Below are 21,636 nucleotides of genomic sequence, written 5' to 3' on the forward strand. Positions count from 1 at the left end.
TCATGGAAGAAGTACGTAAGAAGCCTGTCTGGCTAAAAACGGTCTCGATTGCCTTTGTAATTGTTTGGCTACTCATTGCCGCAGGCCCGTTCCTTTGGACAGCCTGGGGCTCGTTCAAAGTGCAGGCAGATTTCTTCTCCAAATCTGATTGGATGAACGCGATTTACGGTGTAAAGACCTTGCTGGAAACGGGCTCCGAGTTCACGGGGCAAGGTTACTACGGCGCATGGATTGAGCAGGATTTCTGGCTCGCCGCCATCAATACCTTTGTGGTGGTGTTTTCCGTGGTCATCATTTCCCTGACCATTGGCACCTTGGGTGGTTACGCGCTGGCTCGCTCCGGTTTTCGTTACTCGCTATGGATTTTGATGATTGCCTTGGTGCTTCGGGCCATGCCTCACATCACTTTGGTTTCGGGTTACATGCTGCCATTCTTCGAATGGAATTTGTGGGGGCACCTTGGCACCACCATTATTGTGCTGGTGGCCATTAACCAACCCTTTACGCTGTGGATGCTTCACTCCTTCTTCCTCAACATTCCAAAAGACATGGATGAGAGCGCAATGGTGGACGGTTGCACCCGATTCCAGGCCTTCAAGCACGTGATTATCCCGGTGATGTGGCCGGGCGTGATCACCACAGGTTTGTTCAGCTTCCTGCTGGCCTATAACGACTTTGCCGTCACGGGCATGCTGCTCAGTCAGGAAAATCAAACCATGGTGCCGAAGATCGCCAGCTTCCTTGGCACCACGCAGGTGGAAGGTAACGTGATGTTTGCGGTTGCTGCAGTGGTGTCGGCGATGATCCCGCTGTTCTTCCTTGTTCTCTTCTTCCAAAAACAAATTGTGTCCGGCCTGACCGCTGGCGCGGTTAAAGGGTAGGTGGTGTCGTCAGTGCTACAACAAGCGAAAGAGAAAGTATGGTCGTTTTATCAAGCATTGGATGCTGCTTCAGGCGATCAGTTGGAAGCTGTTTTCGGCGAGTTTTGCTCGCCGGACTACCGCTTTCGGGGCTGCCATCCCTTTAACGAAATCGACAATGCCAGTGATGTCATCAAGGCAGTCTGGCAGCCATTGAAAGCTTCCTTCCGTGCGCTTCAGCGTCGTCAGGATATTTTCATGGCAGGTGAAAACAGCCTGGATGAGGGTGGCAGTATTTGGGTGGTATCGATGGGCCACCTGATGGGCTTGTTGGATCAACATTGGCTCGGCATACCCAGAACTGGCCGTATGGCATTCTTGCGCTACTGCGAGTTTACTCAGGTGGTAGATGGCAAGATCGTTCAGTCTGCTTTCTTTGCGGATATCCCCGGTGTCATGGTGCAAGCGGGAGTGAATCCTTTTCCACCGCAGAGTGGCGCGCAGCTGGTGCAGCCCGGCCCGATGACCCATGATGGCATCATGACAACCCTTCAACCCGGGCAAGAAGGGGAAAAAACGCTCAATGTCATCAACAAGATGATTTCCGATTTGGGCAATTGGGATAACAAACTGAGTCTGGAAGAAGAACTGGCGCTCACCTGGCACGACGACATGATTTGGTGGGGACCGACCGGCATCGGCGCGAGTTACACCATTGAGCGCTATGCCAAGCAACACTCGGGTATTTTCAGAGCCAGCTTTTCCGACCGCATCTTCAATGGTCATGTCTGTAAGTTCGCCGAAGGGCATTTCGGTGGCTTCTTCGGCTGGCCGAATCTCAGCCTGAAACCCTCAGGCGGCTTTATGGGGATGGCGGCGAGTGACAACTACTTCGACATGCGCGTGATTGATATCTACCGCCGCGAAGGCGATAAGCTCGCTGAAAACTGGGTGTTTATTGATTTACTGTATTTCTTCCATCAGCAAGGCATCGACATTCTGGCGAGAAACCAACAGCTGAGTGCGGATAGTCAGAGTGATGTGAGTAATAGATATTACTGACTTCTGCGCATTTGGCATGGGATCGTCATAGCTAAAGGCGCTATGCGCCGAACAGCGCAAAGTCGTTGCGGTAGAGCAGTAGCGTAATAAGTGGATATTGGACAGTTTCGAGTTAGGTGTTGATTTATTTAGGCGCAGCCCACTTTGGATAAGTTGAGTTTGGGCCTGTAATCACTCTGGTTCGCGGGAGAAAGTGATTTAACACTATGGGTATAATGCGTAGTGGGGCTGCTGATATTGGTTAGAATCTAGCTCGCTTATGCCCCAAAGTGAGCCAGCATCATTTTTGATGAGGTGTTTAAAAGTCTCCTATCCACCCTACTCTTTATAATCCGAAACGTGCTTTTCCACTGTTGATACACACAGTAAATGCAAAGGTGTCGCATAATACCGAAGCAAGCCGTTTTGGGGTGTTTAATCGCCCATTTTGGGGTTGAATACACTGTTATAAAAAACTCGACGCGAACGGGGGATTTCAATAATGGACGCAGTAGATACGGAAGTTGAAACACTCAAAGACCAGTTTCTTTGTTCCGACTGGGACTCGCTCTTGAAGACATCAGATAAATTAGTAGATATTGGGGGTGATGCGGTATCTCTGTTCTTTATCGAGTGTCTTGATTCCGTAAATGCTGATGTTAGAAATGGAGCAGCTTTGGCTCTCAGAGATATTGGCGATAAACGAGCAGTTGACCCTCTCATTGAAGGCGTTTTAAATCCAGTTGATCCTAAACGTTGTGCAACACTCGCATATGCCCTTGAAACCCATGACTGCAGCTCAAAATTTTTAGATGTTTTTAGAATATTATTTTATTCGAATTACGAATGTAAATGGAGTGCTCTTAATATTCTGAATGAGCAAAAGTTTAGTTTTACAGATGAAGACTTGCTAAAGGTGAAAAGGATGTGGGAAGAGTGTCATTTGGCGCCAGAATTATGCCCAGCGTTTGAAGACTCAAAAGATAGAATTCAACATAATGTAGACTCATTTTTACTCTATCTATTTGATTAATTTAAATTTTTAACTAGGCAATGAACGGGGCGCTTTGTCACTGCGGCGGCTTTTCAAAGTGTTGTGAATTAAGAGGATTAAAGCAGTTTGGGTGGTTTGGTAAGCGCCCGTTATTGCAACGTTAAGCAATAAATCATGAGTATATTTATAAAGTGTAAGGTTGCCATTGATAATCTAGCGGCAAACACGAGTGACTCAGTCTCAGCCATTTTAGCTAGAGTCAACTGGCTATATGTCCGCTTAATATTTATAGCTGCGGGTGTAGTTTCGCAGTTGTTTGTTTCTCCTAATGGTGCAACAGAAGCCCCACCAGTAATGTGGCAGTTCGTGCCGGTAGCATTTATTTTTGGCATTGTCGGGCTGCAGTTCATCATAGGAATTCAGGCATTCAATCCTATGTCTGCCAAAGTTTGGTTACGTCCAGCCTGGAAGTACAATCCGTTTAGCTTAAAACAGCCTCTTCAGTTCTTTCATTTTGGTGGTTGGTTCATACTTGCTGGCTCCCTTCCATATCTCCCGGCAGCCCTAGAAGGTAGTGAAGAGAGTATGTTCTTGGCTGCTACACCAGCGGCATTTGGGCTGGGCATGTTAGTCGGTGTGAGGTTGTCAGTTCTGATTTACCGCAGGAAGTTCGCCCATGCTTAACAAGGCAATCAAAGGCGCCACTACGTGGCTGGACCTACATTCCGCAGCTTCGCTGCTACATTTCGGCCCTTTATTGCGGCGTTATACGAATGGAGGTATTAATGGTCATAACGGAAAATTTGTGTCTCAAACCAGTGTGTGAAGCTGACATGGACATATATACTGAATAGCCACCGAACTCGTAGACTGTAGTAACCTAGATTTTCCCCAACCTCAGCTTATCTGAACTATATGGCTTCGAGTTTCGACTCTAAGCAATTTTGTCCAAAACTTAGCTCGCCAAGATCCTACACACCTGCGATCGGCTGTAGCCGGTCGCTTCTGCAATTTCTCTCAGGCTAAGGCCTTTATCTCTGAAGTATTTCACTTTCTGGTGCCGTTCGGTGTCGGCTCGTTTGCCTTTGTACTTGCCATTGGCTTTGGCGGCTTCTATGCCCTGGCGTTGGCGTTCTCTTCGGGTTTCGTAATCCTTTCTGGCCATGGCGGCCATCAGCTCTATCAGCATGTTGTTAATGGCATCAAGCACGGCTTTGATGATGGGGTCGTTGTGGGTGAGGGAGTTATTGTCGAGTGCCTGCCAACTGGTTGGTACGTCCATGCTGACAATGCGTATGCCTTTTTCCTCAATCATGCGCTTGAGCTGTTTCCAGTCGTGGTCGTTAAGGCGGGTCAGGCGGTCGATTTGTTCAACGAGCAGAATGTCGTTTGCCTGAGTGTCAGTGAGTAGGCGATTTAGTTCTGGGCGGTCGAGTTGGGTACCGCTGATGTTTTCGGTGTAATAGCTGGCAATGCGTTGGCCATGCTCTTGGGTGAACTGGTCGAGGGCGGCTTTTGCCCGTTCGGCATTTTGTTCATCGGTCGAGGCGCGAAGGTAAGCGCGAATAAACATGGTGTGTCTCCCTGAAGTTGGCCAACGTCGCATTTAGGTGGTCGCAATAGGGAGTGTCGCATTTAAGTGGTCACATTGCCAGTTTTTGTATCAGGGTAGGGTGGTCGCGTTGGGGTATACTTGAATGGTTAATGTTTTTTTTGGGGGTTGTCTTCCCAACTTCCTCGTTGCTCTCAGCAGTTTGGTCCAGCTTAATGGCGCCTCATGAATATCACTACGAGGGTAGAATTCTAGTGGTGGAAGTGCTTCGGTTTCGATAAAACATGCTGGCTTGGCAGAGTCGCTTCTCTCCTCAAACTCGAACACGGGCTTGGTCGCGCTCGAAAGTCTAGTCAGAATTTCGTGCACGCGCTGGTGAATAGCTTCTAGGTCTAAGCTACCTAAAGCTATCTGCTCGGTTTCATTGTGAACCCTTACCGGTTGTCCGAAGAAAGTAGTCACTGTTTCAGAAAAAACTAACAGGGACACTCACTCTAAGAAAGCAACCAAAGACCCGAGTCCCCACAACGTGGTGAACACAACGCTCAGTCGCAACTTTTCGAAAATCTGACCTTAGTTCTCAGTATGGATGACGTTTGGTACGACTTACCCAGATTTCGGGCAACAAAAACATCAGGCTTAGGCCTGATTGACAGAAAACGGCAGAAAAAGACGGATCAACTGTCAGGCAGGCGTAGACCCGATGCCCTTTGACGCTGAAGAAGCGGTAAGGCGGCTTTAATGGATGTTTCGGAACCAACCATAGTTCCAACCTCAATGTTTGACGCTGTTTTTAACCACAGAGCTGGTTCAATGCCAAGGCGTTCCAGTAATGGTGGTAGCGTGCTAGAAATCTGGCCTCTTTTATCATCACGCACTTGCCTGCCCGTCCAGTCAACCAACTCCAGATAATCGATTAAACGAAAGGGAATGCCATCATGCATATCTTTTCGCGGATACCCCGCAAAAACAAGCAGCCCCTCAGCATTGGTATGGTCGCTATGCAGTGCTTCTATCCGGGCTTTAACTGATGTGTGGTCAGAGGATTCTGGCGAGTCCGCCATGTCTGCCCGTATGGGGTTGAGGTCAACATAGGCCATCGCCGCAGCTAAGGCTTTTTCATCGAGCAGAGCTTGGCTTTTAAAACGCCCTTCCCAGAAGTGTCCCGTACACTGGTCTTCACGGTTCGCTTCAGAGGCAATATGCTGATTCAGCAGGCGCATAAACCAACTGATAGAGCAGAGTCGTTCTCGCCAAGTGTCTATGATTTCAAGGCAACGTTCGGTTTCCGCTTCTGACAGTACTTCCCCCTTCACGAAGCGCTGTATCAGTACTGGGCCTTGATGGAAGGTTAACCAACGTTCTGCAACGTCAATGGGTGCTAATGTATTCGCACTATTCGTGTTGATGTGCAACACAACATGATAGTGATTACTCATAATGGCGTAGGCACACACATCGATACAGAATGCCTGGGCTAACATCAAGAGCCGTTCTTCTATCCAAGCCCGTCGGTGCTCGAAATTTTTTCCCTCTTCGTTGTCATAGCCACAAAGAAAAGAACGACGAACACAGCGAGAAATGCAGTGATAGTATGGAGTGGCATCGACATTTATCTGAGCGGCGCGAGCTTTGGTCATAGCGAGTAAGCGAATAAGGCTGAAGAATGAACTTACCGTATCTTAGCCAACACACGATTGCATGTTGACTGGGCGGGTATGAAGAATAGCGCACGAATGTATGAAATTGATAAATGGGTCTTTTTCTAAAAGTGTCTGTCCCAGTTTGTACCATCTGTCCCAGTTTGTACCAGTTTGTACTTCTGCTTCAGACTTACATGACGCGGTCAAGCACACTGGCGGTGTAGCAACATCCGGTATAAAACCTTACAAGTGAGAGATATGGCGAAAATTAATGATGCTGGTTCGGTGATTTCTGTCGATGCAATCGAAGTATTGGAATCACGGTTAGAGAGCTCCCTTCCTCGGAGTTACCGAGAATTTCTCATGAACTATGGTGGAGGGTATCCTGAACCTGATTGTTATATATTTTCGGGTGAAAAAGACGGTTCGGATGTTCAGAGATTCTACGGTTTAAATCGCAGTGACTCCTACGATTTGGTCAAAATTCTAAAAGCCTTTAATGACAGAATTCCAAAAGAGCTAATGCCAATAGCGCGAGACTCTGGGGGAAATCAAATATGTATTGGGCTCAGAGGTGTATATAGAGAGAAGATTTATTTTGGGATCATGAGCAATCGCCTGGTCATGATGGTAAGCAGTTTGAATTAAAGCTGATTGCCTCTAGTTTTGTAGAGTTTCTTCAGAGCCTGGAGGAATGAGAAGAAAGGCACTGACGTAAAACGAACAGAGACACGAGTAACTAACTGGGACACACACTCTAAGAAAGCCCACTCCAAGAAAGCCTCAAACTCGAAGTGGCTCGAGGGCCAGGATAAAGTATGCGAGACGAATATTTAGAATTATTTATTGAAGAACTGGGTGAGCCTACTCAATACAGACCTGTATCACAGGCCGAACTTTCGGTATATCGCGGCATTTTACCTGATAAATTGTTGGAATACTGGCAGGAGATTGGCTGGAGTGGTTTTGCCGACGGTCAGTTTTGGCTTGTTAATCCTACTGACTATGACCATCTTGTTGAAATGTGGTTAGAGGATACTCCATTCACTGATATAGATCGCTATCGGACCATTGGTCGCAATGCTTTTGGAAAGATGTACTTGTGGGGCGAACGCACCCATCAAACCATTACTTTAAATTGCCCCATGCACGCGATTATCGCCTTGGAAAGTGAAGTTCGTGAAGTAGAGGAAGATACTGAATTAGCCATACAAGTCTTTTTGTCTAATATAGATACTGAGATAAGCGACATAGAAGACCTAAACGACAAACCCCTTTTCCCCCAAGCCCTCAAAAAACTAGGTCCATTAAAGCCAGATGAAGTCTACGGTTTTGAACCGGCTCTGATTGCCGGGGGCAACTTGAGCGTGGACAATCTTGCTATATTAAATCTGGATATTCACTTGACCATCTTACGCCAATTGGGGGCACCCCAAATTCCATTTGCCGGGGTTAACGTCAATATAGACTGAGAGGGGTTGTTTCCAACTGTAAATGTAAAGCCCAGTCATTAAAAAAAACTAACAGGGACACACACTCTAAGAAAGCAACCAAAGACCCGTGTCCCCACAACGTGTTGAACACAATGCTCAGTTGCGACTGTTTGAAAATATCACCTTAGTTCTCAGTCTGGGTGGCGCTCGTTACGATTTACTCAGATTGCAAGCAACAATTCACGTTCTTTTTGCCAACGTGTACAGCGTTGATGCCTCGCCTTACTATCACTAAGGCTCTCGCTGCGTTCGCCGTTCATTTCTTTGCGGCGGGCGTAGATTACACGCAGGAAAGCGCTTTGAACACCGTAGAGGATGGATAGAGAAACACCTACTCTCTTGATTCAAGGCATCATTACCGTTAGAGCTCCCAGAGCAGTGTTTTCCTATCCAATCGGGATTCTGGCGAGGAACCAACAGCTGAGTGCGGAGAGTCAGAGCTCCCTTGCTAATCGAAGCTATTGATAGAATTCTTTCAGGCCAAAAATTACCCAATGGGCAAGAATTGCGCGAAGTTTGAGCGGTTTTTTGCCCGGGTATTTGGTTGAAATTCTCAAGTGTCTGTTTATCTGAAAAAACCTAATTGGCATATGTGTTGCCTGTGTGTATTGGTCTATACATACACTCGCTGCAGAAGGAATACGCAATGCCAACTCCATGCTATATCGCGATTGAAGGTCAAACCCAAGGCAATATCACTGCCGGTGCATTTACCGCCGATTCTGTCGGTAATATCTATGTTGAAGGTCATGAAGATGAAATGCTGGTACAGGCATTTGATCACATCGTGACTGTTCCCACCGACCCGCAAAGTGGTCAGCCGTCAGGTCAACGTGTCCACAAACCATTCAAGTTCACCGTGGCGCTGAACAAAGCGGTACCCCTCATGTATAACGCACTGTCATCGGGTGAAATGCTGCCGAAAATTGAACTCAAGTGGTACAGAACGTCAGTAGAAGGTAAGCAGGAACACTTTTTCTCGACCATTTTGACAGACGGCACCATCATCGATATTGACTGTCATATGCCGCACTGTCAGGACTTAGAGAAAAAAGAGTTTACTCAGCTAGTGACTGTGTCCGTGGCTTACCGAAAAATCGATTGGGAACATACTGTCGCAGGCACATCAGGCGCCGACGACTGGAGAGCGCCGATCGAAGGGTAAAAAAACTGGGTAAGCGTCTACTCAGTTGATGCTTACCCGTTATCCATCGAACAGATACCGCACAAGCGTCTAGGGATGGTTTAACGATGGCGAATGCGACAGGGCTACAGTTCACTTTTCAGACCAGCAGTCTGGATCTTTCATTGTTTGGTGTTCTTGGCTTTTCCGTTGAGGAGGGGCTTTCGACGCCCTTCGTGGCAAAAGTTGAGCTGGTAAGCCGTGAAGCAGGCGTTTCGCCTGACCAGCTGGTAGACAAAGATGGCTTACTTTGCGTATGGAAAGACGGTGTGCTGTACCGGCAATTCCATGGCATCGTCAGCCGTTTTACCCGCGGGGACACCGGTCATTCGCAAACTTACTACTTTCTGGAGCTGGTTCCTGCGCTGAAACGGTTGAGCTTGCGCCAGAACAGCCGGATCTTCCAAAGTGCTGATGCTGTTCAAATCATCTCTACGCTGCTGGAGGAGATGGGTGTTGATGATTTCGCGTTCTCACTGACACACACGCCCGCTACCCGCGAGTATTGTGTGCAGTATCGAGAGTCTGATTTAGATTTTGTCGAACGCTTGGCAGCTGAAGAGGGAATGTTTTACTTCTTCGAGCAATCAGGCGGTAAGCATTCTCTGGTGTTTGCGGACGACAGCTCCGTACTATCTGCTATTTCTACCCCACTGACTTACGAGCCGAACATTGGCGGCGTGGCTGAATATCCCTACATCCGTAGCTTCAAACCCTCCAGCGAAATGGGGGCGTCCAGTGCAACTCTAAAAGATTACAGCTTTAAAAAACCCGACTATGGGTTGGTGCACAGCCACACAGGGACAGACCTCAGCTTTCAGCGCGCGACTTATGAACACTACGACTATCCCGGACGGTTTAAAGACGACGGTTCGGGGAAACCTTTCACTCAGTTCCGGCTTGAGTCTCTGAGGCGCGAAAGTCTTTCTGCTTCTTTGCTGAGTAATATTCCCGCCATCTCACCGGGTCTGAAAATGACGGTTGAAGGGCCTGAAGACGCGTCTGATGTCAACATGGAATGGCTCGGTGTCAGGGTTATCCATATAGGTACCCAGCCTCAGGCAGCACAAGAATCGGGGGGCGAAGGCCAAACGACCTACAACAACGAGGCTGTGGTGATTCCGGCAACCAGAACCTGGCGCCCGATGCCGAATATCAAACCCCGTGTTGATGGTCCTCAAATTGCGATTGTTGTGGGACCAGCCAATGAAGAAATCTTCTGTGATGAACATGGGCGGGTCAAAGTCCAGTTTCCTTGGGACCGAGTGGGGGAGTGGAACGAAAACTCCAGTTGCTGGGTGCGCGTCGCGCAGGGCTGGGCAGGGGCGAGCTATGGCGCTGTGAGTGTACCGAGGATCGGTCATGAAGTGATTGTCAGTTTTCTAGAGGGAGATCCGGACCAGCCGATTGTAACGGGAAGAACCTATCACGCTGCCAACCTAGTTCCGCAGTCTTTGCCGGCGCATAAAACTCAGACTGTGCTGCGGACGCAAACCCACAAAGGTGATGGCTTTAATGAGCTGCGCTTCGAAGATGAGTCAGGCAAAGAAGAGATTTATGTCCATGCTCAGAAGGATGTTAACCGTGTCATCGAAAACAACGAAGGCGACATTGTTGGTAATGACAGGCAACGGGACGTCAAGAATAACGAAACGGTAAAAATCGGAGATACCCAGAAGATCAGTGTCGGCAATGATCAACACATCAAGGTCAACCGCTTCTTGACGGAAACGGTAGGGATAGCGAGCACACTCACGGTGGGCGGGGCATATCAAGTGACCGTCGGAGGGGCAAAAAATGAATCGGTCGCGTTGGTCAGTGCAGAGCAAGTTGGGACGATTAAATCCATTGTTGCGGGTAAATCGATTCACTCCAACACCAAGAAATACGTCGTTCAAGCGGAGAAAATCGTGCTCAGTACAAAGGGTGCAATGATTGAAATGGATGCATCCGGCATTTTGATTAAGGGCAATCAAGTCAAAATCAAAGGCAACGCAATTGATTTTTCGAGTGCGGGCGGTGGCGACAAAGAAGACAAGCCATTTAAAGAAAAATGCACCAAGGGGAAAGGGTAATGACAGCAACAGAAACCCTCAGTGCATCCTTGTTCGAGGCCAAAAATCAAAGTGAAGAATGTCGCCTTTATGTCCTTCTAGACCCTTCACACAACGAGCAGCTTATCGCCGCGGTTCAGGGCATGTCGACGCGTCATCGCTGCCTGTTTGTCGGGGAAGATTTAGAAGAATTTCAGGAAGAATCGCCCTGGATAGCTGAAATTCTTGAAGGAGAGCCGCTTTTTGACTGGCTACTCAAAGAAACCTTCGGCAAACAGCAGGTCCTTTACTTTGCCAGCAATCAGGGGATAGACAGCCTCTTCATCAAGCTTCAAAGGGTCAAAGAGGTCGTCGAGCCGAGTGGGGAATTGGTTTATTTCCGGTTTTACGACGCCAATACGCTGAACCGTTATTTACCTGTGTTTTCAGAAGGACAGCGACGTGAGTTTTTCAGCGCCATGAACAGTGTTTACGCTGAGGAAGGGGAAGAGGGCTTCTTCACGTACACGCTGAACGCGGACGCGACCATGAACTGGTCGGTATCTGGCAACATTGAAGATTCAGGCATTTACCCACTACCGGGATTAAAAACCGAAGAACATGACCCGTCTCTACCTTGGTTTTTCACCGAGGAGCAGCTTCAGTATCCGTTGTTCGCCCATCGCGACGAACTGATCGATGACTTGATTGAATACCTGGAGTATGAAGAAGTCGAAACGGTGCACTTCTATCCAAAAGGGTTTGTCCGAGCCATGGTTAATCAGGGCATAGAGCACTGTTTTACTTACAAAGTTCTGGACCTTATCCATATGCGGCTTTTCATTAACCTGATGTGGACGATCAACCCCCAGTTTCATCTACAACCCTCCATACATCAGGTGTTATCCCAATCATCCAGCACAGAAGAAAAGTTCGATACGCTGCTGTCTGATGACTTTGAGGAAGTCTGGATACGTGCTGGCGCAGAAAAATACAAGGATTGGTGGCCTGAGGGTGAGGGGGCGTCATGAGTAACGAATATACGCGTTTGTTAGAAGAAGCCAGAGACAAAAAGCTATGGGAAGAAGCGGGAGAGATTGCCAAAAACAACCCGCAGATCATCACAGATATCACAGGGATTTTTGACCCGACACCGGCAAGTGATGGGATTTCTGCCGTCATTTCGGCGGCAAAAGGGGACTGGCTCGGAGCCGGTTTGTCATTAGTTTCTATGATCCCTTATGCGGGGGATGCACTGGCAAAGCCTGCTAAGTTTGCCAAATATGGGAGCAAGGTTCAGGGACTGGTCGGGCTGATGTTTAAGAAGTTCGACAATGTCGCCTCGATGACCAAGTCTTATGAAAGCGTCTTGTCCGCTACACAGGTGATGAAAGCCAGGATGCAAGCGCTGAGAAAAGCCAGAGCTCAAATGATTGATGCGCGTAAAAGGGCCTTTAAGTGCAAAAAATGCGAGCAATTTAAGCGCAAACACAAAATGCCATCTAACCGAAAAGGAACATGGAATCCACCCGGTGCCAATGACCCGAAAAGCCCGAATTTTGGCTCAGGGAAACTGACGTTTAACAAACCTGTGGACCTTCCAAACCCGCCTGGTGGCCAGGTTAAATCAATCGATTATCAGGATGGTTTTCCTGTATTTAAGGACAAACACGTTCATGGCAGGGTGAGAGTTACTGATTTGAGCAACAACGTCGCAACTGACAGCGCATTGTTGAAGCAACAGGGGATCACGCCTCCCGGTAAAGATTGGACTCTACACCATTTTGAAGATGGTACGCTGGGTTATGTCCCTTCCAAGCTACACTCCAAAGCAAGCCATACAGGTAGCCGTTCAATCATGGACACGGATGCGTTCTAGCGACGAATTAATGAGGAAAGATATGCCGTCGAACATTGAGACACTAAGTCAGCAAATCGTTTGGAAGCCTATTGATATAGAGGATGGGGAAACACCCGAACTGTTTTGTTCGACTGAAGAACAAGTGCTAGCAGTGGAAGCATTTCTCAATACCAAGTTACCCGAAGATTACAGATGGTTCCTCAGAAATGTAGGGAGACGCTTGATTGAGGATCAGAGAATTGAAGTCAGAGTGAACGGTATATCGCTGGAATTTTTAGACTGGTTCCGGGATGCCGTTGATGTATTGACATTCACTATGATGGCAAGCGATGTCGATGATGATGGTGACGCTCGTATCCCACCGAATTTAGCGGTGATGGAAAGCTCCATTTCCCGGGATTTATTGTTGCTTGATGTCTCTGAGAACAACTACGGGAAAGTCTGGTACATGAATGGCTATCAAGGCGAAAAAGACTGGTCTGGACACAATTATGAAGGGCTTGTGCTTTTGGCTGACTCATTCACCGAGCTGTTGGAAAAGATTGTCCAATATGAACCCAACTGAAATCAGCCAACCAACACCTGTTTCACAAGGAGACGCAAATGAACAAAGAGAAACTGTTGTCCTTTTGGAAGCAGGAAATAGTTAGCACGGAAGACCTCGGTGACCGTTTGTCTTCTCAAGAAGCAATATCCGATTTTGAGGCCAAACATGGTGCTGTGTTACCAGAGGGGTTCAAATCTTTTCTGACAGAATACGGCGCGTGTAGTTTTAATGACCTTGAACAGAACTTTTGCGTTTATATGTTGGATGTAGGCGAACGCAGTGTGCCGGGTTTTGTGGCGCATAACTTCATTTACAACGTGGATGATATTGAAGATACGCTGTTTGAGTTGAACGAGGAACTACCTGATTTCTGGGAAACGGATGCCGCGTTGATCCCACCCGCCATGATCCCCATTGCTGACAGCTTGGCCGATGACAATGGCTACCTTCTAATGAACTTGGCGGAGAAACATTATGGTTCTTTGTGGCATTGGCGGTTTACCCAGAATGCATGGGGAGACAAGGGAAATGATTCCATCATCTTGATTGCCAATAGCTTCGAAGACTGGCTTGAAAGTCTGGTGACATATGAAGAAGCCGAATTGATTATGGCTCAGGGTGGGAGCAGTGTCTGACTCCACTCATGTGATTGAGCAGCTTTGTAAAGATATTTCTTGGAGTCCAATAGCCGAAGAGTGTGAAACGAAAGACGTTTATTGTGCAACGGAGCAAGAGCTGGTCGCGCTTGAAACGTTTCTGAATCGTAAGCTACCGAAGGATTATCGATGGTTTATGAAAAGCTATGGGATGCGCAGCTTCGAAGATGAAAGAGTTCATCTCAAGTTGAGTGGAATTTCGCTGTCTTTTCTCTCTGCATTCCTGGCTGCCGACTCAGCACATGTTGTCACTCAAATGTATTCTGATGACGGTGAAGATAAAAGAATCCCGGATGAAAGTTTGATCATTGCGGATTCTATTTCCGGTGATTTTTTAGTGATGGATCTTTGTGACGAGCGATTTGGCTTTATCTATTTTCTCAGCAATCTGAAGCCATGGGGAGCTTTTGAAGACAGTGACTACCTTGTTTTAATTGCCGAGTCGCTGACAGATTTGCTGTTAAAGATTGTAGAGAATGACTCGGCTGAGGTGCCTGATTTCAATATCCCTGACGAAATGATTCGATGAAACAGCTGGAAAAAATCGCAAAATGTTCAACAGCAATCATCGCGACAGAATATGGAAATCTCCCCGATGTTTTCCAGCGTCATTATTTTCTGCACCCGTCAGCGACACTGGCGGTTTCAAGTGAGATTTTGTTAGCAGGACTTTCAAACAATACGAGTTACCGCCGCCTTTCTGGGCTACCTAAAAGGGCGGTGAAATTTACGGCTGATAGCATCATCGAGCCCCAAGATTACTTGCCCAAATTAGGCGTAGTGAGTTGGAAAGATTGCGTTGGAATGGCAATGCTGCCCAAAGGGTTGCTTCACCCAGAAAGTCAAAATGAAGTGCTATCTTGCTGGCTGACAAATCTATCGGATCGAATGGCTCAGGTACTTCATGCGTATGTCGTAGATCAGGTAACACCGAGGCTGTATTTGTTTCCGTATCATGACTTTTCTGCGCGTTCTGAATACCGACTGGCAGTTTCCGGAGGGGCATTATTAGACGCTCGTTGTTATCGGCAACGGCAAGATTTCCAAGCCGGTTACCGAGAAGCTATCAAGAAGTGGTGGCAATGCCTTGGGGATGACGTCGCGCAACTTGAACAACCTTTACTGATAGATGTTGTTTTAGATACATCGAGAGGGTTTGCGATCATTGATGTGAACCCAAACCTTCACTTACACCAATGAGGTTTTGCTATGAGTAACCCTGTTTCTTTACTTGGCCACATGCATGTCTGCCCCAAAGTAGAACCCGGCCCAGTGCCTCATGTGGGAGGTCCAATCATCGATGCTGGCCAATCGCTAGTGAAGGTCAATGGTATTCCTGTCGCAGTGGTCGGAGGCAAGGCAATTTGCACCGGTGTAGGTATGCCTGATGACCTGAAGCAAGGCTCCTCTTTGGTGAAAATTGACGGAAAAGCCGTGGTGAGAATGGGAGACGGCTGCGCGCATGGTGGTCAGGTGGTGCAAGGATGGCCGACCATTACCATGAGCTAAACTGAAATAATCTTTTCTTAAGGTACTTTTGTGCGGCTTTGGTTCTTCCAACATCTCCGGGATTGAGTGCTGCCATTCTCTGTTTTATGACGCTCAGAAAGACTCATTTTCCTGCCTATTGACAAGTCTACTTATATAAATGTTATGTTATAACATATCAATTTAATTCGCGGGCATCAGATGAAAGGAACTCATCAACCCATACTTTCAGTGACTGACTTCTGTGCTGATAGCCTCTCAGGTTGGCGCGCTGTGTCTGACGTGACGTTTTCTGTTTCTGCAAACGAATGCATTGCTGTTATCGGACCTAATGGCAGCGGGAAATCGAGTTTGCTTAAAGCCATCACGGGTGAATACCGGAAAGCGGCAGGGGAACTCTCGCTTGAAGGCTGCGCTGAAGAAAATCTGAATCGTTTATACCGGGCGAAAAGAGTGGCGGTGGTTGCCCAGCATGAACATGTCGATCCACGGTTAAGTGTGATTGAATATGTCGGCTTGGGTCGGGTGCCACATACCTTCTGTTGTACTGAAAAAGAGCATCAACGTGCCGTCAAACAAGCCATTCATGACACAGGTTTGTCTGCCAAAGAAAATCGCCTGTTCGGCTCTCTATCCGGGGGTGAAAAACAACGTGCCAGCATTGCCCGCGCATTTGCTCAAGAGCCCAAACTTTTGCTTCTGGATGAGCCTACCAATCACCTTGACCCATTGGCGCGTCTTGAGCTGCTCGACTTGATTAAACAGCGTGGCATCGCGTCGATTGCAGTGCTGCATGATTTACCACTGGTCGCGCCTTTTGCGGATAAAGTGATTTTGATGTCCGGCCAGAAAATGGTGACCTGCGCGTCCCCCAACGAGGTGTTGCAGGACACATTCATTACCCCCGTTTTTGGCCTTCGTGTGTTTCCACTCAGCCATCCCCAAATCAACAACACGGTGCATCATTTTGAAGCCGCACCGTCCCATTAAGCCATGCCATTAATAGGAGCTGCACAATGAAGTGGTCAGTCGTATCGACGCTGTTCTTCCTTTTCCCTATCGCAATCGCTAATGCCAAAAGCACGGAATATCCGGTCACGGTCGATAACTGTGGAAATCCACTGACAATTGAAAAGCGCCCGAATGCTGCTGTGTTTCACGACATCAACATGACGGAGATGGCATTTGCACTTGGCTTGGAAGACACCATGGTGGGTGTGACGGGCATTACAGGTTGGTACAAGATGTCCCCTTCTTTTGAAAAAGCGCTTGGCGACATTCCTGAACTGGCACCCAAATATCCTTCGCTGGAAACCCTGATTGCGGCTAAAACCGACTTCTTCTTTGCTGGCTGGAACTACGGGATGAAAGTCGGTGGAGAAGTGACTCCGGAAACCCTCAAGCCTTACGGCATCGACACCCTTGTACTCTCGGAAAGCTGCATTCACACCAACAAGCTGGAGCAAGGTGCCAGCATGGCGTTGCTCTATGATGACATTAAAAAGCTGGGTGTAATTTTTGACAAGCAGGATGAAGCAGAAGCTTTGGTGGACTTGTGGCAAGCCAAAATGAAAACGGTCACTTCTCAAAGCAAAGCAGAAAACAACGCGCCGAAGGTCTTCCTGTTTGATTCCGGTGAAGACAAGCCATTCACCGCAGGTAAATTCGCGATGCCTAGCGCAATGATCAAAGCGGCAGGCGGGGAAAATGTCACTGACGACATGGAAACCAGCTGGGCCAGAACGTCATGGGAACATGTCGCGACAGAAAACCCTGATGTGATTATCCTTTTGGATTATCAAACCGCCAGTGGCGCAGATTCATTGAAGGCCTTCCTGGAACAACACCCTTTGATGAAACATACCAATGCGGTGAAAGATGGTCGCTACGTGAAGCTGCGTTATGAGCAGTTGACGCCGGGACCCGCCAATATTCAGGCAATCGAAAAACTCGCTCAGGCCTTCTATCCGCAATAACCTAGAAAGCACCTAGATTGATTTCAGGAATCAACAAATACCGCGCAGCATGGCTACTGGGTATCAGTGCCATGCTGATTGCTTTTGTGCTGAGTTTGCAGTTTGGAACTGTGCCGCTTTCCTTAGGACAAGTGCTTGAAGGCTTGAGCTCGTTCAACGAAGACGATGCCAGCATGACAAGCCTTATCCTGATGGATTTGAGGTTACCCAGAGCAATCCTCGCTTTGATAGCAGGCGCTGGTTTAGCCTTGGTGGGTGCATTGCTTCAAACCACCACACGCAATGATTTGGCGGATCCTTTCCTGTTTGGTTTGTCTTCCGGTGCGTCGGCAGGGGCGGTATTGGTGATTACCAAGCTTGGTGATGCACTTGGCATCTGGTCTCTGCCTATTGCTGCATTTGCAGGGGGAATCGTCTCAGCCGCAGCGGTGCTGATGCTCTTTTCCCTCCAGAAAAAGCAAGGCGACAACAACATTGTTCTGTGTGGATTGGCCATCTCCTTTTTGTTTGGCGCTGTGACCAGCTTTCTTATCTATTCTGGTGACCAACGTGCTGCGAGCTCAATTTTGTTCTGGACGATGGGCGGACTGGGTTTAGCCCGTTGGGATAACCTGATTTTTGCCGCCGCGGGCGTGCTCTGCTTGGTGGTTCTGATTCTCATGCGATACCGCGAGCTGGATACTTTGCTTGTCAGCGAACAAACGTCCCATTCACTAGGTATCAACGTTCACAGGCTGCAAAGTGAAGTATTCCTGTGCTGCGCTTTTTGTACAGCTTCGATTGTTGCACTCACCGGTGTGGTTGGGTTTGTTGGATTAATGGTGCCTCATCTGGTGCGCCCATTTTCAGGGATGACCCACAAGCGCGCGTTGCCTCTCATTGCGTTGTGGGGGGCGGTGATCTTAACTCTTGGCGATCTTGTCAGCCGCACCATTCTGGCACCACAGGAACTGCCAGTCGGCATTGTCACTGCGGCCTTGGGCGGTTTGTTTGTGCTCTATCTTGTGTGGAAGAAGCCAGCCCGTTGAAAGAATAGAGAGTGGAGTCAAGTTTTCCTCAATACTGTTGAGAGTGCAAAAACTGTAATGACGACAATCTCACTGTTTTGTTGTTTTCTTGACCATTTGGTAAATGAAGACGCTAAGCTTTTCGGTTTAGAGGGCATCTCGTAGAGGCAGCACAGGACGTGTAGCTTTTTCAACGGAATAATCACGGAAGAATTATGCAAAGAAAAACGCGCTCAACCATTCTCAGCACAGTTGTAGTGTTTTTGGTTGCTTTTGTTAGCTCAGAGGCGTTTGCGCACGCTGTCGCGGAAGGTGACAAAGGTTACATTCAGGAAATCACAGGCACACATATCATTGCTTTTATGTACCTTGGTGCAAAGCATATGGTAACGGGTTACGACCACATCCTCTTCCTGTTAGGCGTTATCTTCTTTCTCTACAGACCAAAGCACATAGCGCTTTATGTCAGCCTGTTTGCGCTGGGGCATTCAACGACAATGCTACTGGGCGTCTATTTCAACATTGGTATCAACAGTTACATCATTGACGCCATTATTGGCCTTTCTGTGGTGTACAAATCCATGGATAACCTCGGTGCCTTCCAGCGCTGGTTTGGCGTCCAGCCGAATACCAAACTTGCCACTTTGCTATTCGGCTTCTGTCACGGCTTTGGTTTGTCATCCAAAATCATTGACTACGATATTTCGCCCGATGGACTGGTGCCAAATCTTCTGGCTTTCAACATCGGTGTTGAACTTGGTCAACTCTTGGCTTTGGGGGCGATATTGATTCTGATGGGGTTCTGGCGTCGGCATTCCCACTTCTATCGTCAGGCTTATTCCGCCAATGTTGTGATGATGAGTCTGGGTTTTATGCTGATCGGATATCAGTTAACGGGCTACGTCGTCGCGCAGCATTAAGAGAAGGAATGCAACATGTATAACTCCGATATGCCCACCGCGCGGAATTGCCCACGTCGAAACAGCTTATCCGCTCTACGCTGATTGCGCTGGTCACCGCTATCGTCTTGCTGGTAACAGTGATTTTGCCAGCGGAGTATGGCATTGACCCAACGGGTATTGGCCGGGTGTTAGGGCTTAAAGAGATGGGTGATATCAAAACGCAATTATCCCAAGAGGCGGCAGCAGATAAGACCACAAATAGTTTAGCTGTCACGTCAGATATCAAGGAAGTAGAAACACCCGCTATCACAGAGTTAAAGGGCGAAGAACCTGTCTGGAAAGACCGGGTGCTGTTGGCACTTAAGCCCGGACAAGGGGCGGAAGTGAAGCTGATGATGAAGCAGGGAGAGCAAGCGATATTTGAATGGAAAGCCAAAGGTGGGGCGGTGAATTTTGATGCACATGGTGATGGAAACGGCAATTCGGTCAGCTATGAAAAGGGTCGCGGGGCGATTGAAGATCAGGGTGTGCTAACGGCTGCATTCACGGGCAATCATGGCTGGTTTTTCCGCAATCGCAATGACCACACTGTGATGGTGATATTGCGCACTAGCGGTGAGTATGCCGAAGTTAAGCGAATCTTTTGAGCAGCAGGTGACAAAACTTTTTCCCCATACATGTCGAAAATTACGGATTGGGATCGTCCTTGTAGCGAGAACCATCATTAAAGAAGGAATTTGGAAATGAAATACATGCTACTGCTTTACGCTGCACCGGATAAAGAGCCTCAATACGGGACGCCGGAATTCGATGAAATGATGGCCGCGTTTGCCGCAACCAGTGAAGCCTATGAGAAAGATGGGGTACTGGTGGGTGGTGAAGGGCTGCAAGATATCGAAACCGCGACGTCTTTACGGATAAAGTCCGGCAAGGTGGAAATTATGGATGGTCCTTTTGCTGAAACCCGTGAGCACTTAGGCGGCTATTACGTGCTGGACGTTGCGGATCTGGATGCCGCCTTGAAATATGCCGAGATGATACCTGTCGCCCACTTTGGCACCATTGAGGTGCGGCCTTTGTTGGTCTTTGATCAAGAGAGCTGACAGATGAAGAACGCCACCCCCAAAGCTATCGCGGTAGGTCATCTAATTGATGAGGTATTACGCCGCGATCGGGGGCGGATTTTGTCTGGGTTGATTGCCAGACTCGGTGATTTCCAATTGGGCGAAGATGCGCTGCAGGAAGCATCTATTTCTGCGCTCAAGCATTGGAGCCAAGAAGGTATTCCACGTGATCCGGTTGCGTGGCTGATGAAGGTGGGGCTGAACAAAGGGATAGATCAAATCCGTTTCTCCCAACGCGAAGCTCAGAGAAAAACCGATCTCGATATAGTCGCCCAAGACTCACAAGAACAAGCGGGTTTAGATGTTGCGGAAGTCATCCCTGACGAACGCCTGCGATTGATTTTCATCTGTTGCCATCCCGCGCTTGAGGAAAAGTCCCGCGTTGCGTTGACGCTGCGTACTGTTTGCCATTTAACGACCCGGGAGATTGCAGCAGCCTTCCTCGATAACGAGCAGACAATGGGACAGCGCCTGTCCCGAGCCAAAGCGAAGATTCGATCCAAAGGCATCAGCTTTTCTGTTCCCGAAAAAGAGATATGGACGGATAGGCTGGACACGGTGCTGTCCACGCTATACCTGATTTTTACCACCGGCTATGTCATAGAAGACAAAGGGCCGAGATACCTATGTGAAGAAGGCATTTTTCTGATGCGTCTTTTGCACAACCTTTGCCCGAACGATCCGGAAATCGAGGGCGCGCTTGCCTTGATGCTGCTGACCGATGCCCGGCGGATTGCAAGAATCGATGCCGAGGGGGCTTTGGTACCAGTCGAAGAGCAAAGCGAAACGCTTTGGTTAACTGATGCAGTGACAGAGGCGAGAGGTATCCTTGAAGAGGCCATCGAGCGTGGGCAATCTGGCCCTTTTCAAATCAAAGCCGCCATCACAGACTGTCACATGATGCGACCTAAACCAGACTGGCTGCAGATAGCCTTTCTCTACAGAGCGCTTTGGCACTTTGAACCCACACCTGTCGTGGCTCTGAACTGGTCCGTGGCATTGGCCGAAACCGGTCAACCTGAACTCGCATTACAAAAGATGGATGAGCTGAAACCCAAGCTCAAAAGCTATCAACCCTGGTACGCGACTCGCGCCCATGTGCTGGAGAAGCTTGGTGAGTTCAGTAGCGCTCGTGATGCTTACCTGCAAGCGATTGAGACAGCACCAAATGAAGCATCCCGCAGACTGCTGGAACGAAAAGTACGCGTGTTGCATCACTCTGGCTAGCTGCGCTCTCACCGTTGAAAAATTAACACTCCCCTGTCTTTTCATCTCC

At 48.3% G+C, this 21,636-nt stretch carries 23 protein-coding genes and 1 pseudogene; 22 read left to right on the forward strand and 2 right to left on the reverse strand.

The genetic code is table 11. The features are described from left to right. Positions 1 to 2 precede the first annotated feature (2 nt). The 4 genes from G5S52_RS08025 (at position 3) to G5S52_RS08040 (ending at position 3,579) form a co-directional block, all read left to right on the forward strand. Entirely contained in the window at positions 3 to 881 is an 879-nt protein-coding gene (locus G5S52_RS08025; protein WP_002540630.1) for a carbohydrate ABC transporter permease, read from the forward strand. Between the two features lie 3 nt (positions 882 to 884). Beyond that, positions 885 to 1,922, forward strand: a complete 1,038-nt coding sequence (locus G5S52_RS08030) for a nuclear transport factor 2 family protein (RefSeq protein ID WP_165012616.1) — start codon at positions 885 to 887, stop codon at positions 1,920 to 1,922. A gap of 481 nt (positions 1,923 to 2,403) precedes the next feature. Next, positions 2,404 to 2,934: a HEAT repeat domain-containing protein gene (locus G5S52_RS08035; protein WP_165012618.1), complete on the forward strand. Its 531-nt coding sequence runs from the start codon at positions 2,404 to 2,406 to the stop codon at positions 2,932 to 2,934. 135 nt (positions 2,935 to 3,069) lie between these two features. Continuing rightward, positions 3,070 to 3,579 (forward strand): hypothetical protein, encoded by a 510-nt coding sequence (locus G5S52_RS08040; protein ID WP_165012620.1) that lies wholly within the window; start codon positions 3,070 to 3,072, stop codon positions 3,577 to 3,579. Between the two features lie 271 nt (positions 3,580 to 3,850). Here G5S52_RS08040 and G5S52_RS08045 read toward each other — a convergent pair whose 3' ends face one another. Beyond that, positions 3,851 to 4,468, reverse strand: coding sequence for a recombinase family protein (locus G5S52_RS08045; protein ID WP_165012622.1), 618 nt, complete (start codon positions 4,466 to 4,468; stop codon positions 3,851 to 3,853). Between the two features lie 656 nt (positions 4,469 to 5,124). Further along, positions 5,125 to 6,087 (reverse strand): transposase, encoded by a 963-nt coding sequence (locus G5S52_RS08050; protein WP_165012624.1) that lies wholly within the window; start codon positions 6,085 to 6,087, stop codon positions 5,125 to 5,127. 261 nt (positions 6,088 to 6,348) lie between these two features. Here G5S52_RS08050 and G5S52_RS08055 point away from each other — a divergent pair, with 261 nt between their 5' ends. From G5S52_RS08055 to G5S52_RS08140, 18 genes and pseudogenes are all read left to right on the forward strand, one after another. Continuing rightward, a complete protein-coding gene (locus G5S52_RS08055; protein ID WP_165012626.1) occupies positions 6,349 to 6,738 on the forward strand; it encodes an SMI1/KNR4 family protein in 390 nt (129 codons plus the stop codon). A 170-nt stretch (positions 6,739 to 6,908) separates the two neighbouring features. Next, positions 6,909 to 7,562 (forward strand): GAD-like domain-containing protein, encoded by a 654-nt coding sequence (locus G5S52_RS08060; protein WP_165012628.1) that lies wholly within the window; start codon positions 6,909 to 6,911, stop codon positions 7,560 to 7,562. Positions 7,563 to 8,229: 667 nt separating this feature from the next. After that, entirely contained in the window at positions 8,230 to 8,748 is a 519-nt protein-coding gene (locus tag G5S52_RS08065) for an Hcp family type VI secretion system effector (RefSeq protein WP_165012630.1), read from the forward strand. Between the two features lie 86 nt (positions 8,749 to 8,834). After that, entirely contained in the window at positions 8,835 to 10,841 is a 2,007-nt protein-coding gene (locus G5S52_RS08070; protein WP_165012632.1) for a type VI secretion system Vgr family protein, read from the forward strand. Continuing rightward, positions 10,841 to 11,830, forward strand: a complete 990-nt coding sequence (locus G5S52_RS08075; protein ID WP_165012634.1) for a DUF4123 domain-containing protein — start codon at positions 10,841 to 10,843, stop codon at positions 11,828 to 11,830. The genes G5S52_RS08070 and G5S52_RS08075 overlap by 1 nt, the downstream gene beginning before the upstream one ends. Further along, the gene (locus G5S52_RS08080; protein WP_165012636.1) at positions 11,827 to 12,678 is read left to right on the forward strand and encodes an HNH endonuclease; all 852 of its coding nucleotides are present in this window, start codon (positions 11,827 to 11,829) and stop codon (positions 12,676 to 12,678) included. Before G5S52_RS08075 ends, G5S52_RS08080 begins: the two co-directional genes overlap by 4 nt. Before the next feature lie 22 nt (positions 12,679 to 12,700). Then, positions 12,701 to 13,225 carry an SMI1/KNR4 family protein gene (locus G5S52_RS08085; RefSeq protein WP_165012638.1) on the forward strand — a complete coding sequence of 175 codons (525 nt, stop codon included), beginning with the start codon at positions 12,701 to 12,703 and terminating at the stop codon, positions 13,223 to 13,225. Between the two features lie 38 nt (positions 13,226 to 13,263). Continuing rightward, positions 13,264 to 13,842, forward strand: a complete 579-nt coding sequence (locus G5S52_RS08090; protein ID WP_165012640.1) for an SMI1/KNR4 family protein — start codon at positions 13,264 to 13,266, stop codon at positions 13,840 to 13,842. After that, complete coding sequence (locus G5S52_RS08095) at positions 13,835 to 14,392, forward strand: SMI1/KNR4 family protein (RefSeq protein ID WP_368737459.1); 558 nt, start codon at positions 13,835 to 13,837, stop codon at positions 14,390 to 14,392. Before G5S52_RS08090 ends, G5S52_RS08095 begins: the two co-directional genes overlap by 8 nt. Continuing rightward, positions 14,389 to 15,063, forward strand: coding sequence for a hypothetical protein (locus tag G5S52_RS08100; protein ID WP_165012642.1), 675 nt, complete (start codon positions 14,389 to 14,391; stop codon positions 15,061 to 15,063). The genes G5S52_RS08095 and G5S52_RS08100 overlap by 4 nt, the downstream gene beginning before the upstream one ends. Positions 15,064 to 15,072: 9 nt before the next feature. Then, positions 15,073 to 15,372, forward strand: coding sequence for a PAAR domain-containing protein (locus G5S52_RS08105; RefSeq protein WP_165012644.1), 300 nt, complete (start codon positions 15,073 to 15,075; stop codon positions 15,370 to 15,372). 180 nt (positions 15,373 to 15,552) lie between these two features. Next, positions 15,553 to 16,341: an ABC transporter ATP-binding protein gene (locus G5S52_RS08110; protein ID WP_165012646.1), complete on the forward strand. Its 789-nt coding sequence runs from the start codon at positions 15,553 to 15,555 to the stop codon at positions 16,339 to 16,341. 26 nt (positions 16,342 to 16,367) lie between these two features. Beyond that, positions 16,368 to 17,327, forward strand: coding sequence for an ABC transporter substrate-binding protein (locus G5S52_RS08115; RefSeq protein WP_165012648.1), 960 nt, complete (start codon positions 16,368 to 16,370; stop codon positions 17,325 to 17,327). A gap of 71 nt (positions 17,328 to 17,398) precedes the next feature. Further along, on the forward strand, positions 17,399 to 18,355 hold the full coding sequence (locus tag G5S52_RS08120; protein WP_165012797.1) for a FecCD family ABC transporter permease: 957 nt from the start codon (positions 17,399 to 17,401) through the stop codon (positions 18,353 to 18,355). Positions 18,356 to 18,549: 194 nt separating this feature from the next. After that, positions 18,550 to 19,254: a HupE/UreJ family protein gene (locus G5S52_RS08125; protein WP_165012650.1), complete on the forward strand. Its 705-nt coding sequence runs from the start codon at positions 18,550 to 18,552 to the stop codon at positions 19,252 to 19,254. Between the two features lie 15 nt (positions 19,255 to 19,269). Continuing rightward, positions 19,270 to 19,883, forward strand: a pseudogene (locus G5S52_RS08130) (transmembrane anchor protein). Positions 19,884 to 19,979: 96 nt separating this feature from the next. Then, positions 19,980 to 20,339 (forward strand): YciI family protein, encoded by a 360-nt coding sequence (locus G5S52_RS08135; RefSeq protein ID WP_002540669.1) that lies wholly within the window; start codon positions 19,980 to 19,982, stop codon positions 20,337 to 20,339. A gap of 3 nt (positions 20,340 to 20,342) precedes the next feature. Then, positions 20,343 to 21,587 carry an RNA polymerase sigma factor gene (locus tag G5S52_RS08140; protein WP_165012652.1) on the forward strand — a complete coding sequence of 415 codons (1,245 nt, stop codon included), beginning with the start codon at positions 20,343 to 20,345 and terminating at the stop codon, positions 21,585 to 21,587. Positions 21,588 to 21,636: the final 49 nt, after the last annotated feature.

It is taken from the genome of Grimontia sedimenti (genome assembly GCF_011045095.1).
Lineage (GTDB): Bacteria > Pseudomonadota > Gammaproteobacteria > Enterobacterales > Vibrionaceae > Enterovibrio > Enterovibrio sedimenti.